16 protein-coding genes are annotated in these 15541 nt (G+C 33.3%); 1 reads left to right on the top strand and 15 read right to left on the bottom strand.

Annotated elements, in window-relative coordinates; genetic code table 11:
* The first annotated feature begins 312 nt into the window (after positions 1 to 312).
* Positions 313 to 1812, top strand: coding sequence for a proton-conducting transporter membrane subunit (locus ABWU33_RS00580; RefSeq protein WP_410542179.1), 1500 nt, complete (start codon positions 313 to 315; stop codon positions 1810 to 1812).
* Between the two features lie 14 nt (positions 1813 to 1826).
* Here ABWU33_RS00580 and ABWU33_RS00585 read toward each other — a convergent pair whose 3' ends face one another.
* The 15 genes from ABWU33_RS00585 to uvrB form a co-directional block, all read right to left on the bottom strand.
* On the bottom strand, positions 1827 to 2486 hold the full coding sequence (locus tag ABWU33_RS00585; RefSeq protein ID WP_211908314.1) for a VirB8/TrbF family protein: 660 nt from the start codon (positions 2484 to 2486) through the stop codon (positions 1827 to 1829).
* Between the two features lie 44 nt (positions 2487 to 2530).
* The gene (locus tag ABWU33_RS00590; RefSeq protein WP_010407430.1) at positions 2531 to 3325 is read right to left on the bottom strand and encodes a hypothetical protein; all 795 of its coding nucleotides are present in this window, start codon (positions 3323 to 3325) and stop codon (positions 2531 to 2533) included.
* Positions 3326 to 3361: 36 nt separating this feature from the next.
* Positions 3362 to 4213: a DNA polymerase III subunit delta' gene (locus ABWU33_RS00595; protein ID WP_211908312.1), complete on the bottom strand. Its 852-nt coding sequence runs from the start codon at positions 4211 to 4213 to the stop codon at positions 3362 to 3364.
* A gap of 17 nt (positions 4214 to 4230) precedes the next feature.
* Positions 4231 to 4818, bottom strand: coding sequence for an L-threonylcarbamoyladenylate synthase (locus tag ABWU33_RS00600; RefSeq protein ID WP_006013379.1), 588 nt, complete (start codon positions 4816 to 4818; stop codon positions 4231 to 4233).
* Between the two features lie 48 nt (positions 4819 to 4866).
* Positions 4867 to 5688, bottom strand: a complete 822-nt coding sequence (locus ABWU33_RS00605) for a zinc ribbon domain-containing protein (protein WP_353280349.1) — start codon at positions 5686 to 5688, stop codon at positions 4867 to 4869.
* Positions 5689 to 6022: 334 nt separating this feature from the next.
* The gene (locus ABWU33_RS00610; protein WP_353273672.1) at positions 6023 to 6901 is read right to left on the bottom strand and encodes an IS3 family transposase; all 879 of its coding nucleotides are present in this window, start codon (positions 6899 to 6901) and stop codon (positions 6023 to 6025) included.
* Positions 6877 to 7176: a transposase gene (locus ABWU33_RS00615; RefSeq protein WP_353280344.1), complete on the bottom strand. Its 300-nt coding sequence runs from the start codon at positions 7174 to 7176 to the stop codon at positions 6877 to 6879. Before ABWU33_RS00615 ends, ABWU33_RS00610 begins: the two co-directional genes overlap by 25 nt.
* A gap of 29 nt (positions 7177 to 7205) precedes the next feature.
* Positions 7206 to 7403 carry a hypothetical protein gene (locus ABWU33_RS00620; RefSeq protein ID WP_353280814.1) on the bottom strand — a complete coding sequence of 66 codons (198 nt, stop codon included), beginning with the start codon at positions 7401 to 7403 and terminating at the stop codon, positions 7206 to 7208.
* A 116-nt stretch (positions 7404 to 7519) separates the two neighbouring features.
* Entirely contained in the window at positions 7520 to 8131 is a 612-nt protein-coding gene (locus ABWU33_RS00625) for an outer membrane beta-barrel protein (RefSeq protein WP_211907506.1), read from the bottom strand.
* Positions 8132 to 8251: 120 nt separating this feature from the next.
* Positions 8252 to 10711, bottom strand: coding sequence for a leucine--tRNA ligase (gene leuS, locus ABWU33_RS00630; protein WP_353280815.1), 2460 nt, complete (start codon positions 10709 to 10711; stop codon positions 8252 to 8254).
* Positions 10712 to 10715: 4 nt separating this feature from the next.
* Positions 10716 to 11306: a murein hydrolase activator EnvC family protein gene (locus ABWU33_RS00635; protein WP_007302156.1), complete on the bottom strand. Its 591-nt coding sequence runs from the start codon at positions 11304 to 11306 to the stop codon at positions 10716 to 10718.
* A 52-nt stretch (positions 11307 to 11358) separates the two neighbouring features.
* Positions 11359 to 11685, bottom strand: coding sequence for a MerR family transcriptional regulator (locus tag ABWU33_RS00640; protein ID WP_010402982.1), 327 nt, complete (start codon positions 11683 to 11685; stop codon positions 11359 to 11361).
* On the bottom strand, positions 11682 to 11981 hold the full coding sequence (locus ABWU33_RS00645; RefSeq protein ID WP_211907504.1) for an integration host factor subunit alpha: 300 nt from the start codon (positions 11979 to 11981) through the stop codon (positions 11682 to 11684). The genes ABWU33_RS00640 and ABWU33_RS00645 overlap by 4 nt, the downstream gene beginning before the upstream one ends.
* 38 nt (positions 11982 to 12019) lie before the next feature.
* Entirely contained in the window at positions 12020 to 13216 is a 1197-nt protein-coding gene (locus ABWU33_RS00650) for an MFS transporter (RefSeq protein WP_250126895.1), read from the bottom strand.
* 305 nt (positions 13217 to 13521) lie between these two features.
* Positions 13522 to 15456, bottom strand: a complete 1935-nt coding sequence (gene uvrB / locus ABWU33_RS00655) for an excinuclease ABC subunit UvrB (RefSeq protein WP_211907502.1) — start codon at positions 15454 to 15456, stop codon at positions 13522 to 13524.
* Positions 15457 to 15541 lie beyond the last annotated feature (85 nt).

Here is a 15541-nt window from a genome sequence, read left to right on the forward strand (position 1 = left end):
GTTTAACAAACCATACGTGCCAAATTAAGAAGCTATCGTGAAACATAGCAATATTTAAGATTGGCATTTTATTTGTTACATTTATTTTTTTAGGAAATTCTTATCTAGGATAAGATAATTTTTTAGAAAGATCTATAAATTACTAACTTTATTACTTAATATATAAAATAGTTTTTTCCTATTTCCTTTCTTCCTTACGCCACTTTTTCTTAACTTGATGCGTATGGTTTATTTAACACTTCCGATATACAACTAAAAAATAGCAAATTCTCTATAACTTGAATATAATTTTAGCTTTACCTAAACAGAAAGATGAATTACTTAATGGATTTTGTTTTAATATCTCTTTCCTTGCCACTTTTTATTACTGAGAATTATTTGTTAATTGCTGCGTTGATTCCACTTTTAAGTGCATTAGCTATTTCTTTTACTAGTAAATGGCCCAGATTGAACAATAGCATTACTGTTGTTTCTTCTATGCTTCTATTTGCGTATACATCTCTATGCACTTTATATTTGGTGTATGGTGATCATTCTCAATTTATTCTCATGGACTTTGGTAATAATTTGCATATTAGTTTAAAGTTAGAGTCTAGTGGAGCAATATTCAGTTTATTAATATCATTTTTGTGGGTACTAACCAGTATGTATGCAATATGTTATATGCGAAATAACTATGCTGATAGTAACTACTCGAGTTTTCTATGCTTTTTTTCAATAGCGATTAGCTGTGCAATGTTTATTGCTTTTTCTGGAGATTTGCTCACTACATTTGTCTTTTACGAGCTTCTAACTATTAGTACATACCCTCTGATTACTTACAACTCAACAAATGAATCAGTAATTGCAGGACGCTATTACTTTGGTTTACTATTTTTCTCTTCTTTAGTGTTATTTTTTCCTGCAATAGGCCTCTTATATAATGAATTCCATACTTTAGACTTTGTAAGAGGTGGAATATTCAAGTTTGATACTTCGTTCATAACTTTTATTGCAGTGTGTTTTGCTATGCTGATTTATGGAATAGGAAAAGCTGCATTAATGCCAATGCATTTTTGGTTGCCAAAAGCAATGGTTGCACCAACTCCTGTAAGCGCACTACTACATGCTGTTGCTGTTGTGAAATCAGGAGTGTTCATCATCATCAAAGTTATATTATACACTTTTGGCATCGATAATATGCAACGTTTTGCACAGCAAAGTTGGTTTGCTGGAGGATGGCTTCCGTACGCTGCTGGATTTACTATTATTACTGCATCGTTAATTGCATTAAAGCAAAAGGAATTAAAGAAATTGCTTGCTTATTCTACCATCTCTCAGTTGTCATATATTATATTGTTTGCTTCAATTTTTAGTGAATTCAGCATGAGGGTTGCAATTTTTCAATTAGTTTGCCACGCATTTGCAAAAATCACTTTGTTTTTCACTGCTGGAGCAATAATAACGAAAACAGGTGAGAAATACATAGATAGAATTCACGGTATAGGACGTAGTATGCCAATTAGTATGATAGCATTTACTATAGGTGCATTGTCCATGATAGGGGTACCACCTGCTCCGACTTTTTGGAGCAAATTTTTCATTTTTCAAGCTGTTTTTAACTCTAGTAATGTAACACTTTCTGTATTTGTAGCTCTGGTGTTAATTGTCAGTACTATACTCAACGCTCTATACTTCTTACCGATAATTTACAATGCCTTTTTCTTAAAACCTTCTAGAAATTATTTTATTAAAAAGACACCAATGCTTCTAATTTTACCTCCAGTTGTTACTGCTGTATGCACTTTAGTTATTTTTTTAGCTACCAAGTAATTTTTTAAATGTAATCACCTGTATTTATAGCCGTTAACAATAAATTTAAATGGTATTATACCAGTTAGAGTTGCTTTCATGTTTGATAAAGTAAATCTAACCTCCACAGCATAGTCTTTCATTTTCTTATTTTGCTCAGCTGCAAAAACTACAGTGGCATTTCCAGCAAATGTAACTAAGTCCTTGATCGATCGGTCAATAGATAGTGTTGTTACGTTTGTGTTGGTAATTTTTCTTGTGGATGAAACAGCTTCATTGTTTACTTTTTCCTGAAAGTCTTGATAGATTTTATATATAGAATTGTTTTTTATAAAATTTTCTTGATACTTTGGCTCAACAGTCCGAGAGGACTCATATGTTTCAATATATTTACTTATTAAATACCTTGCTATGGAAATGTACTCATCTTCTTTTTTACTAAAACTAAGTTTATGTATTGCAGAGAACTCATCTTCTGTGTGGTTCATATACTTCACAAAATTTAAATCTTTTTTAACAGGAAGTAATAGGTATATGTTTAGTAGTGATAAAAATAAACATACTAAGAGAAGTAACGCTATTAACGCCATCCAAGATCTTTCTACAACGCAGAACAGGTATCTGTGGCAATACCATTCAACTGCTTTCCTGAAGTAACTTTTGTTTTTTACTGATTCAAGTAATTTATCTTCCATAATACAAACCCAATTATATAATATACTGGATACTCTAAAAAACTTTAAAATATGTCTAAATTTTCCAAAATAGGATGAATTATTATATCACCTTGTTCTGCAATAAGGTGAAATTTATCAATTTTGCTCACATCTAAATTTATCATTTTTACACTGAAGCTTTCAGGATCATAAGTATTACTTTCTGCACTTTTGTGATAATTATAGTAGTGTAATTTATTTTGATCATCAAAATAACCAAATTCATCAGCAAGAGTTCCCACTTTTTTGCCTTTACCGTCTCTGACTAGCTCAAATAGATCAATTACATGGTTTTCAGATCCAGGCTCAATAGATCCTTCTACAGCAAAAAATTTAGGTGCATGACCAACATACTCCTTAAGTTTTAGATTATTAGTCTTTTTTATACTACCAAAATCCATGAGTTTATATTCATCTGAAAGACCAGAATATTGTGGATCATACTTTTTATATTCAAAAAACTCATTACCTAAAAAATTACAAAACGTTAATTTACAATCATCGTGATTGGATTTAACAACTTTAAAGTAATGAAAATCTCTAGGGATCTTTACTTCCTCTTTTGTAATATGATTACGTACAACAAGTTCATCATTAATCATATGATAGCCAATTCTTGGCAAAGTAGCTATATTGATTGCCTTGTTTAGCTTAAAATTTGCCTCATAGATGCCACTTGATAGCTCCTTCCCTTTTTCTAAAGTGACGTCTTGATCTAAAGATGTATTCTTGATTAAACTCAATTCTTTCTGCATGTTCAGTATAGTGTTTGTTAAAACTTCTATTGATTGCCATACAGTTAATTTATTATCATTCAAGTTATATACTTTCAGTATTAAATTAGCAGAATTTTATCATAAATTTATGTTAAAAGTATTACATTTTTGTGTCATGATGTTAACTACATTAGCTAAAACATGCTTTTTATCTAAGCGAAATTGCTTTGCAGCAACGAAAAGTTCATCTATTTCTTTCCATTGACTTAGTAGAATTTCAACATTATTTACTTCTTTCTTTATACTTTCTAAAATGGAGGTTTGAATTATATGTGATGCTAGTTCTAGCTCAATCTCACTATTAATTATTTTATTAACTATATCAGAATTATTTAGATTACGGAAAAATGTATAAAAATGCTTATGTGACTCATAAGCACCACTGTTTATTGCATTTATTATTACTCCCGGAGTTCCAGGAAACAAAGTAATGATCTCACTAAATATTTTATCGTCGAATTTACACTGAGATGAAACAACCTGCTTTGTTTCATCGTAAGTTAATGGAAGTAAATTCAGCTGAAAACACCTACACCGGATGGTGGTTTGTACATCATATGGCTTATGGCTAATTACAAATATTTTAGAATTTTGTGGCGGCTCCTCTAATATTTTTAATATTGCATTTTTAGCATTATTAGTCATTGACTCTAAGCTATCTATTATAGCTATTTTATATTCTGATTGAATGGGGCTTAAGTGCAAAAAGTTTTTCATTTCTCTCACCTTTTCCACTCCTATTGTATCACCTTCAACAATGTGTAAGTCTAATGCTACTTCATCGTAATTTTTTATAAGAAACCAATTAGAAAAGGATTTTGCGAATGTTGCTTTTCCTATACCTTTTTTACCACAGATCAGCCAAGATTGAACAGACAAGTTGTTCATTATCTTTTTTTTTGCTTGGTTGTGGCCTATCACCTTTTTCATTCTTTCTCCTATAGATCTTAGTTTGAAAATTCGTTATTTATTGTTTGTAATGAAATTTTACCTTTTCTTAAAACCTTAATCTTGTCTCCAGTTAAGTCAATAATAGTAGATTCTATACCAGAAACTAATTCATCATCTTCAATTACTGCAGATAAGTGTTGCTTAATAGACTGAGGTATATCTCTTGCTTTGCATATACTTTTTTCTCCTGAAATGTTAATACTAGTTGCAACTACTGGAGTTTTCAGTTCATTTAATATTGAAATCGCAATAGGATGATCAGGAATTCTTATGCCTATACTATCTTTAAAGAACTCATTTGGTAATATACTGTTATCTTGAAGTGGTAAAATATAGGTCATTGGTCCAGGAGAAAAATAGTTTATTAAATCGATATACTCTTCCTTTACCTTTGCTATATTTATCAAACTATCAATATTACTAACAAATACAGAGAGCGGCTTGTTTTGAGAACGCTTTTTTATTCGATATATTTTTTCTATAGATTCGTTACCTAGCGCATTACAAGAAAGAGCATATACTGTCTCTGTTGGAAAGCATGCTAACAAATTATTTTTTATTGCATTTATTACTTCAAATACCATATAGCTAAAACTTATGTCTACAATAGCTCTGGGTTTACCGTTATCTCCCTATATGGTAGCAATTAAGATACCGAAATGGCTAGCACGCATCTGTTGTATACTTACAGTAAATTTTATTAGCAACTGCTCGTTTTGACTGCTAGTACAACATTGCATAATTCTATTATGGCTATTTTGATCAAAATTTGCAAGACTTTTTATGCGAAATACTATGTATAAGTGGTTGTGGTTGATTTCAATTTGATGAATTAACATTCTAATAATATTTTGCTTAGTCTGCCAATCTACTTGATCAAGCTTTGATTCAACACTTGAGGAAAAGTTTTTCAAGCTATCTGTAACAAGGCTCAATTCTTGTTGTAACTTCTTTTGATCGAGTGTTCTTTCTTTCTCTTCTTCAATTTCTTTCAAATGTTGTTTCATTGTTGTAATTCTTGGCTCAAATTCTTCTTGGCTTATAAACCCTTTGGCATAGCTATCAATAAATTTTTTGATACTTAATCTTAACTTACTTTCTTGCTTTTCACGTGTTTGATTATGTAAAGGTTTTTTGTTCTCTGACAATCTACGTTGATATTCATTTGCAATCCTATCTGGCTCTTTTAATATACTCTTAACTTCCTCCCATACGACTGTATCGAGTACATCAGTGCGTATTGATTTATTATCGCAGATTTTATTGCCATTAAATTTGCTAGAGTTTGTACCAGAGCAACGATAGTAATAATATGTCGACTTTTTATGAACGTGGTTTGTACCACAATAAGTATATTGACAACGTTGGCATACCATTAAACCTTGTAATAAATATGTTTCTCTTCTTTGCCGTACTCTTGCTCTTTGTCTATTTTCAGCTAATTGTGTTTGCACTGAATCAAATAAATTTTCATTGATTATTTGTAGGGTCGAGAACTGGCGCGCCTTCTTTAGGGTTTAGTGGCTATTCCGTCGTTTTCACTGTGGGCCTCAATCCAAATTCCCATGTTAACGTTTCCAGCTCCCGCCTCGTCAAACGCAGCATGCGGTTTTCCCGCACTACGCTTTCCTAGCAAGTTCTTTACCAAAGTTTATCACATATTGTGTTGGTGATGCTTTCGGTCTGTAATACCTTATTCTGTAATCTGAATATAGATCCAGCGTTTTGTATATCCATTCGCTACTGACCTTACCCAGAAAAAGTAGACAGAAAGTTAAGACGTTTTTGCTATGAGAATGATGAATCAAAAAGCTCAGGAATGCAATAGTTAATAGTAGAATGTCTACGCTGTTTATTATAAAAAATTTCTATATATTCAAATATTGCGGTTTTAGCTTGTTGTGCAGAGTGTTGTGAAGTATCAATGAGTAACTCTCTCTTAAGTGAACTAAAAAAGCTCTCTGAAACAGCATTATCATAACAACAACCTTTGTGACTCATACTAGAAGTAATATTTTTTGTACTTAGTAAAAATTGATAATTTTTAGAGGTGTATTGCGATCCTTGATCGCTATGAAATAGTAGATTTTTAGCAGATTTGCGCCTACCAATAGCCATGAATAACGCATCTATAACTAATTGCCTATTTACTGCATTACTCATTGACCAGCCAATCACCATGCGTGAATATAAATCTATTATTGCTGCCAAATATAACCATCCTTCATTAGTTTTTATGTACGTAATATCAGTTACCCATATCTTGTTAGGTTGATCAGCGATGAAATTCTGATTTAATATGTTAGGAGTTATAACTCTATTGTCTATTTGTGGTTTTTTACTTTTAAACTTTCGTCTAAGCTTAGCTTGAATGCCATTTTTCTGCATAACATTTTGCACTGTTTTGATGTTATAATTTTTACCTAAAGCCTTTAATTCAGCGTGAATTTTAGGAGCTCCGTATCTGCATTGTGATGCTCGATATACCTTCTGAATATCTTGTATGAGCTCTTCTCTTATTGATTTTTTGTTGTTTTTTTCCTTAGTAATCCATTTATAATAACCACAAGCAGATACGTTCAAAAATCTGCATAATTCCCGTATTTTATAGCAGTTTTCATGTTCTTTTATAAAAGAATATTTTACTCTTTTTGGTTTGCAAAATATCCCAGGGCTTTTTTTAAAATGTCTCTTTCCCTCGTTACTCTTGCCAGCTCTTTCTTTAAATAAAACTTTTCTTTGTCACAATGAGCTACTTTCCCTTTTCCTGGAAACGCATCTACTCCAGACATTCTATCATTGTATGTTTTTACCCATCTGCTTAATGAATCACCGCTAATACCCAAATCTCTTGCTATTTTTGCTGATGATTGACCTGTTTCTTTTACTAGTCTTATAGCTTCAATTTTGAATTCTGCTGTATATTCTTTTCTTTTTGTCATACCACACCTCTTTGAAAAAACGTTTTATTTTACTTCAAAAACGTCTTAACTTTCTGTCTACTTTTTCTGGGTAAGGTCAGATCTTTGTGTTGATCTTCATACTGATCTTTGTACTGGTCTTCATACCGATCTTTGTACTGATCTTCTAACTCACTTGTACCATTACTAGCTGTACTTGCTAAAGCAACCAACACAGCGAACACTTTCATCGTTCTCATATAATTCATACACATTACTTCCTTAAAACAGACTGGAATAAGTGTTCAAACATGCTAGCAGCAAGTTTTGAGCATCGCTTGTGGTTACACCTAAACATTAAACATGTATTCAATGTTATCCAGCATTAAAAATTATAGCGTACTCCTACTTCCAGCATCATATCCGGTACTGTCATTGCTTTTACACCACTCAGTTGCCCACCTACGGTTAAAGCAGCTGTACCAACTATCTGTGGAGCAACTTCATAATCAACACCAACCTTCAGTTTGTAGGAAATAGCACCTAGTACTTTATCTAGTGTGTTATCTTGAGCTTCAGCTGCATTAGAGCTTCCTTCAGATTTACCAGAGCCAAAAGGTATTACTTGGAGATATCCACCTAAACCTCCACTGACATATAGTTTCACAGGATCAATGTCAACGTCAGGATAATAACGGTAATTTGCTAATAAACTAGCTCCCATTTTCTTGTCTTTGTCCTTTCCTTCTGCATCCTTACCTCCAAACATATCACTTACGTCAGTGAGAATCTCAAGTTCAAACTTAGAGCTTTTATCATAATTATAACCAAAAACTAAGCCAGGTTTTATTTTTAATCCAGTACCCCATCCACCACCAAAGTTTAAACCTGCGTAGTACTGCTCTTTTGCACTATTACTAGCTGCTTTATTACTAGCTGCACCTGCTAGAGATGAAGTGAGCAACACAGCTAAAACACACAATCCTTTTATTTTCATATAACTACCCATACAAAAAAATATATAATGCACAAGTATATATCCTTTATATTAAAAAAGATATAACCTCATATCAAAAAAAGTATACCTACGAAATTAGGGACATGCTACTCAAAATTTTTATATAACTATGTTTACTACCTTATTTGGTACAGCATATATAGTGCGAATTTTGCTTTGATCGATTTTGTTAGATACAGAATCTGTTGCTATTTTCTTCAATTTTTCTTGAGGTAAATCAGTTGCCACTTCAATGGTCGCACGTAACTTTCCATTGATCTGCACTGCTACAGTCACCATATTATCAATTAGCAGTGATTCATCAGCTTTTGGCCAAGGTTGCATATATAGCATGCCTTCGCCTCCTATTTTTTGCCATAAATTTTCAGCCAGGTGTGGCATGAATGGCTCAATTACTCTGATTAGTATGCATATACCTTCATCAATAAGAGATTTTCCAGTTTTTACGTCTATTTCAGCTATTAAATTTGTCATTTCACGAAACTTTGCTACCATACAGTTTAATCTGCAGTTTTCCAAGTCATCTGTAAGCCCTTGCAATAGTTTATGGATTTTTTTTCTGTACTCTAGGAGTTTACCTACAATGTTTTCATTATCATAGTGTATGTTTACGGGCCTAAGTTGCACTACCATACGCCACAATTTATTTATGTAGCGAAAACAACCTTCCACGCCATCATCAGACCATTCCATATCTTTTTCTGGGGGGATATCGGATAATACAAACAAACGAGCAGTATCAGCACCGTATTTTTCTATGATAAAGTTTGGGTCAACTGTATTTTTCTTTGACTTACTCATCTTTTCGACTTTTCCAACTTGGATCTTAGCACCCTTCGCAATCAACTCTTTTGCTTCTTCGGGAAAGAGCCATTTGCCATTCTCATCTTTATAAGTTATATGGCAGACCATTCCTTGAGTGATTAAAGTAGAGAAAGGCTCTTTAACGTCAAAATAGCCACATTTAGTTAAAGCATGGCAGAAAAACCTTGAGTAAAGCAAATGTAGAATTGCATGTTCTATTCCACCTATGTAATAATCAACAGGCATAAAACGATTACAAGTATCTTTATTAATCGATTTATTTTCACTGCAAAATGAAGCAAAATACCAGGAAGACTCAAAAAAGGTGTCGAATGTATCAGTTTCACGCTCTGCTTGCTTTCCGCACTTTGGACAATCAACAAATTTCCAGGTTGGGTGCTTATCCAGGGGATTACCACCACTTGTAAATTCTACATCCGTTGGTAGAACAACAGGGAGGTCTTTTTCTGGAACTGGAACAATTCCACAATCTTTACAATGTATAATAGGTATAGGACATCCCCAATAACGTTGCCTTGAAATTCCCCAATCGTGTAGACGATAGTTTATTGTTTTCTTACCTATTCCTTTTTCTTCAAGTTTTTTTATGATTACTTTTTTTGCCTCATTAATCATTAGTCCGTTTAAGAATTCAGAATTGAACATCACTCCATCACCGAAGTACGGTTCTTTTAAGATCTCTGTGGTCTCTTCACAAACTACAGGAATAATCGGTAAACCATACTTCTGTGCAAATTCAAAATCACGCTGATCATGTGCAGGGCAACTAAAAATCGCACCTTCTCCATACTCCATCAACACAAAATTCGCTATATAAATTGGTAATTCCTTGTCGAGAAATGGGTGCCTGACGTTCAGTCCAGTGTAAATTCCAATTTTTTCATCATTCTCCCCCTTTGCCTTCATATTACCAATAAAGTCTCTTATTTCTTTGTCCTTAAGGTCTTGTACAATAGGGTGCTCTGCTCCTACTGCAAGAAAAGAAGCTCCAAATAAAGTATGAGGAGAAGTTGTAAAAATCTTCAATTTCTTATTCAGGCCAACTATTTCAAAATCTATAGTTGCCCCTTCAGATTTTCCTATCCAGCGCTCTTGCATAGTTTTGACTTTTTCTGGCCAATTTTTTAAACTTTGCAGACAATGAAGCAAATCTTCAGCAAAATCAGTAATCTTTAAAAACCATTGGAATAACTTACGTTTTTCAACAACTGCACCTGATCGCCATCCTTTTCCATCAACCACTTGCTCATTTGCAAGCACTGTTTGGTCCACTGGATCCCAATTAACCCACGACTCTTTTCGATAGGCAAGACCATGCTTTAAAAAATCCAGAAAAAATTTCTGTTCGTGTTTGTAATAATCAGGCTCACATGTGGAAAGCTCGTGATTCCAATTGTAGGAAAGACCTATAGATTTTAGCTGTGCACGCATATTGTCTATATTCTCTTTTGTCCACGCTGCAGGGTTAATATTATTGTCCCTTGCTGCATTTTCAGCTGGTAATCCAAACGCATCCCAGCCAATTGGGTGCAAAACCTCAAATCCATGAGCTCTCTTGTAACGTGCTATAACATCTCCTATTGCATAGTTACGCAGGTGCCCCATATGAATCTTACCAGATGGATATGGAAACATTTCCAACACGTAACATTTCTTCTTTTTACTATCTTTGCTTACAGAAAAATCCCACTTATTTTGGTAGAATTTTTCAACGTTTTTAAAATCATATTTCATAAATTCAATCACAGTTTATATGTACTAAAGGATCGACTGCTTGACCATTATGCCTTATTGTGAAACACATCTGCGGATCTTTATCTTGTGTGCTTGATTTACCTGCAGATCCAATTACTTGACCTTGTTTTACTTTATCACCAATTTCAACTTGTATGTTTTTTAAATAGGAGTACATAGTCATGTAATTATCTTTATGTTCCACTATAATTAAATTTCCGTACCACCTCAGGCCTTTGCCTACGTATATTACTTTGCCAGGTGCAGAAGCAATAACCTTTGTTCCACTTTGAGCAGTAATTTTTATGCCATCTTGACATATTTTATCAGAAGAGGTAACTGCACCTTTAACCGGTATTACAAATTTACACATGCTTTGTGCATTATTGTTATATACCTTATCTACAAAGGCTTTTCTACTTTCTTTTCGCAGCGAAGAATCAACATTTTCTTTAATCAAATGATACTCCCTTGTGTACTCTAGGTCTCTTTTTCCATAAAATTCTTCGCCTTTAAGTAGTACAGGTGCAGGTTTTTGCAGGCCACAGCTTATCAGTATTGCTGATAATATAAAGAACAATGCTATACGACACATACACTTATCTCTAGATATATCAACTTTCACAAAACTTTATAGTGTTTTTCGTCTATTTATTACTTTCTTCATTTATTTTATCAGTCAAATAGTCTCTTAAATCGGTAAGTTCTTGCAACAAATTTCTTGAATAATGATCAATTCTTACATCGTTACCAAATTCCTTTTGTACTCCTTTTATTGTATATCCTTTGTCATATAGCATATATTTTATTTTCTTTATTGCCTCTATACACTTATGATCATATAGTCTTCTTCCCTTCCGTTTTATGGGTTTAATTTGATGGAATTGACTTTCCCAGAATCTTAAAACATGCTGCTCCAAATGTAGTTCTTCAGCTACTTCTCCAATTGTGTAAAATAATTTTTCCTTATTCATCGGTTGTTTATTAATTTCTTCATCATTTTTGAAGGTCTAAAAGAAATTGATTTTCTCGCTTGAATTACTACCCTTTCCGATGTCTTTGGTATATTTCCTGGTCTTTCTTTCTTGTTTTTAACCAAAAATGTTCCAAATGAAGATATTTTTACTATTCCATCCTTTGCTAAGCTCGTTTTTATCTCATCCAATATATCATCTATTATTGCAATAGAGTCTTCTTTCGATAATCCAATTTCCTGATTTATACATTCAGCTATTGTTGCCTTAGTTACTGTTGTGTCTTTTGTTGTCATAATTTATTACAGTATGTTAATATAATATAACAATCGACTCAAGATTCAGCTACTTTATTTTTATAGTATGTTTCTTTTGTAGCATAATTAAAAATACTAGCAAATGTTAACATTGCAAATATTGTGAAAAGCGCCATTTGATGATCTGAAAAAAGTGCTAAAATTGACACTAAAATTCCACTCATAACAAACATAAATCCATTGATAATGGATGATGATGTGCTAATATACTTCTGCTCAACAACCTCACTACCAACAGTAAAATTAAGCATATGTCCTCCTGCAAAAAAACCAAACATTAACATACAAAAGTATATAATATGAACTGTTAAATTGCCGCACAGTAAAATAATAGCTGAAATACTTTGCAATGTGGCAAAAGCAGAGATTACGTGCCTTCTATTTTTAAATAGATTTGAGATTAGATCTGCAATTGGAGCACCAACTGCAAGACCAAGCCACAATATTGCAGTTGCCACACCTAACTCCATTGTATTGAGTTCTAAGTTGCTTAGTAACCTTGGTGCCCACAGCATATTAAGCGCTAAAAATGTTCCAAAAGTAATAGCACCCACTATTGAGGTTATCCAGATATCTCTTAATTTTAGCACTGTTAGTACAGAACATATTACTGTTTTTATAGAGCTCTTTATTGTGTACTCCCCCAAATTTTTTTTTGAAAGTCCTTTCGGATAAAAAAACATAAGTACAAATATCGATACGCCAAATAATATTACGCATACAATAAGATTTTTCCAATCTGCACCTTCGGCAAGCAAGCTAGAGAAGCACATTTGAATCATCAAAGCAGAAAGACTTGAAATTGTCTGCACTAGTGAGAACATCAGTCCAAATTGAGTAAGGGGAAAATATGTGCTACTTACATGAGCAGCGCCAATAAAACCAAACGATGCTCCAATTGCGATCAAAAATTGAGATAAAATTAAATGGGCAAAATTGTCACTCTTGATAAGGACAAAAAAACCAAAGAGCATGATTGACAATGAGAAAAAATAAATTTTTTTGCTGGAAAAAACATTAAACATTGCCCCACTAAAAAATTGTGAGATAGCAAAAGTCCAAGTATATGCTGAATTAGCTAGTGCAACTTGCGCGATTGTGAGCTCAAGTTCTTTTTCAAGATTCACGCTTATAAAGGTGTAGATTATCTGCATATTGCTGAATACAACAATCAAGTTACTGATGAGCCAAATGAACCAAGCTTTATTTTCCATAAGATTTTTTATAAATAGTCCATTGATAATAAACCTCTTTTAGGCTCTGATTATTGTTAAAACAATTGCAATTATAGTATGATATAAAAGCTATGAAACAACAAATTTGTTGTGAGATTTAATTTGTTAGAGTTTGTACATAATCTCGAGAAAGAAATAAGTTCAACAATCATTACCTATAAGATAAAAGGTGAAAATTTGAAATTATCATGAACTGGCTCATTTTTCTGCCACTCGAATGATGTTCTTTCAATTGTTGGTAAATCAAAGTCAGTTTAACTATTAATTATTTATCTTTTTTCTAGTTATGCAACGGGCCTATTATTAAATCTTTCAATAATACCTTTTATTTTTGCCGCCTCTTCAAACTCTAAATTTTCAGCATGCTTCAACATTTGCTTTTTCAGACTATTTAGATCATCCTGACTAAAATTCTCAACTACCACTTTTTCCTGTAAAGTATTTGATATAGGCTTTATTATAGTTTTTGGTACAATATTATGCAGTGTATTATGCTCTGTCTGTTTCTTTCTTCTCCTTTCAGTTTCTTTCAGTGCACGATCCATAGAATTAGTAATTTTGTCTGCATATAAAATTACTCTGCCCTCAACATTTCGTGCAGCACGACCTATCGTTTGAATGAGCGAAGTCTCTGATCGTAAAAACCCTTCTTTGTCAGCATCTAAAATTGCAACTAATCCACACTCGGGAATATCAAGACCTTCCCGCAACAAGTTAACGCCAACAAGAACATCTATTTCTTTAGATCTTAATTTGCATATAATTTCAATTCTTTCCAGTGCACCAATATCTGAATGTAGGTAAGTTACTTTCATACTGAGCTCACTCATATGCTCAGCTAGTTTTTCAGCCATTTTTTTTGTCAATGTGGTAATTAGAATACAAAACCCTTTTTTTATCGTCACTTGTGCCTCATGAATCACATCATCAACCTGACTCCCTGTTGGTTTTATGATGCAGATGGGATCTGTCAGTCCTGTTGGGCGGATAACTTGCTCTATAAATGCGTGATTAGTCTTTTCTAATTCATATTTTCCTGGAGTAGCCGAAACGTAAATAGTCTGTGGCCGTATTGCCTCCCACTCTTCCAATTTTAATGGACGGTTATCAAAAGCAGAAGGTAGCCTAAAACCATAATCTATCAATTTCTTTTTACGTGCTTCATTACCGCTATACATTGCACCTATCTGGGGAACGGTTACATGGCTTTCATCAACAAATAAAATTACATCTTTAGGTAAATACTCAAACAATGTAGGCGGTGGATCTCCAGCTTTCATTCCGTAAAGATAACGCGAATAATTTTCAATACCTTTACACACTCCCGTTGCCATCATCATTTCAATATCAAAATTAGTACGCTGCTCAAGGCGTTTTGCTTCAACAATTTTGTTCTGTGAATAGTAATAATCCAGGCGTTCATGTAGTTCTTTTTTAATCAATTGAACTGCTTGCAAAAGAGTCTCACGTGATGTAGTGTAATAGCTATTTGGAAAAATGGTGACTGTATCTATGCGTCTGATAATATTGCCGTTCATGGCATCAATCTCAGAAATTTCCTCTATTTCATCACCAAACAATGATAAACGCCAAGCTTTATTTTCATAATAGGCAGGAAATATATCAATAATATCGCCGCGCACTCTGAAATATCCTCGCTCAAATCTGACATCAGAACGTTTATATTGGAGATTAACTAAATTATTCAGAAAGTCATTAACATGAATCTTATCTCCAGCACTTAAAGTCAAGGTCATGCTGAGATAGCTCTCAGGCGAACCAAGACCGTATATACAAGAAACACTCGCAACTACAATCGTGTCCCTACGCTCCAAAAGAGAGCATATAGCAGAATAGCGTAGCATATCAATTCTTTCATTTATTAAAGAGTCTTTTTCAATATAAGTGTCTGTTTGTGGCGAATAAGCCTCAGGCTGATAATAATCATAATAAGAAATGAAGTATCCAACAGCATTGTGGGGGAAAAATCCTCTCATCTCCTCGTAAAGCTGTGCCGCTAAAGTTTTATTATGCGCCATAATTAACGCAGGCCTGTTTGTTCTTGCAATAACATTTGCCATAGTAAAAGTTTTTCCAGAGCCAGTTACTCCAAGTAAAACCTGATCTCTTTTTTTGTTATTTAGTCCTTCAACTAAACTATCTATTGCTTGTGGTTGATCCCCAGCTGGCTGAAAATTTGTAACTATTTGAAATGCCATAATCCCTATACTTTCATAATATATTTATCATTACATAATACACATGATATTATGAGTAAGGTATAAAAACGAGCGTAAATGAAGT

Source organism: Wolbachia endosymbiont (group B) of Cyclophora punctaria, from assembly GCF_964028235.1.
Classification (GTDB): Bacteria; Pseudomonadota; Alphaproteobacteria; order Rickettsiales; family Anaplasmataceae; genus Wolbachia.

Coding starts and splice junctions, on each gene's coding strand:
- ABWU33_RS00580 (WP_410542179.1), top strand. CDS start 313: ATGAATTACTTAATGGATTTTGTTTTAATATCTCTTTCCTTGCCACTT.
- ABWU33_RS00585 (WP_211908314.1), bottom strand. CDS start 2,486: ATGGAAGATAAATTACTTGAATCAGTAAAAAACAAAAGTTACTTCAGG.
- ABWU33_RS00595 (WP_211908312.1), bottom strand. CDS start 4,213: ATGAAAAAGGTGATAGGCCACAACCAAGCAAAAAAAAAGATAATGAAC.
- ABWU33_RS00600 (WP_006013379.1), bottom strand. CDS start 4,818: ATGGTATTTGAAGTAATAAATGCAATAAAAAATAATTTGTTAGCATGC.
- ABWU33_RS00615 (WP_353280344.1), bottom strand. CDS start 7,176: ATGACAAAAAGAAAAGAATATACAGCAGAATTCAAAATTGAAGCTATA.
- ABWU33_RS00620 (WP_353280814.1), bottom strand. CDS start 7,403: ATGAATTATATGAGAACGATGAAAGTGTTCGCTGTGTTGGTTGCTTTA.
- ABWU33_RS00625 (WP_211907506.1), bottom strand. CDS start 8,131: ATGAAAATAAAAGGATTGTGTGTTTTAGCTGTGTTGCTCACTTCATCT.
- leuS (WP_353280815.1), bottom strand. CDS start 10,711: ATGAAATATGATTTTAAAAACGTTGAAAAATTCTACCAAAATAAGTGG.
- ABWU33_RS00635 (WP_007302156.1), bottom strand. CDS start 11,306: ATGTGTCGTATAGCATTGTTCTTTATATTATCAGCAATACTGATAAGC.
- ABWU33_RS00640 (WP_010402982.1), bottom strand. CDS start 11,685: ATGAATAAGGAAAAATTATTTTACACAATTGGAGAAGTAGCTGAAGAA.
- ABWU33_RS00645 (WP_211907504.1), bottom strand. CDS start 11,981: ATGACAACAAAAGACACAACAGTAACTAAGGCAACAATAGCTGAATGT.
- ABWU33_RS00650 (WP_250126895.1), bottom strand. CDS start 13,216: ATGGAAAATAAAGCTTGGTTCATTTGGCTCATCAGTAACTTGATTGTT.
- uvrB (WP_211907502.1), bottom strand. CDS start 15,456: ATGGCATTTCAAATAGTTACAAATTTTCAGCCAGCTGGGGATCAACCA.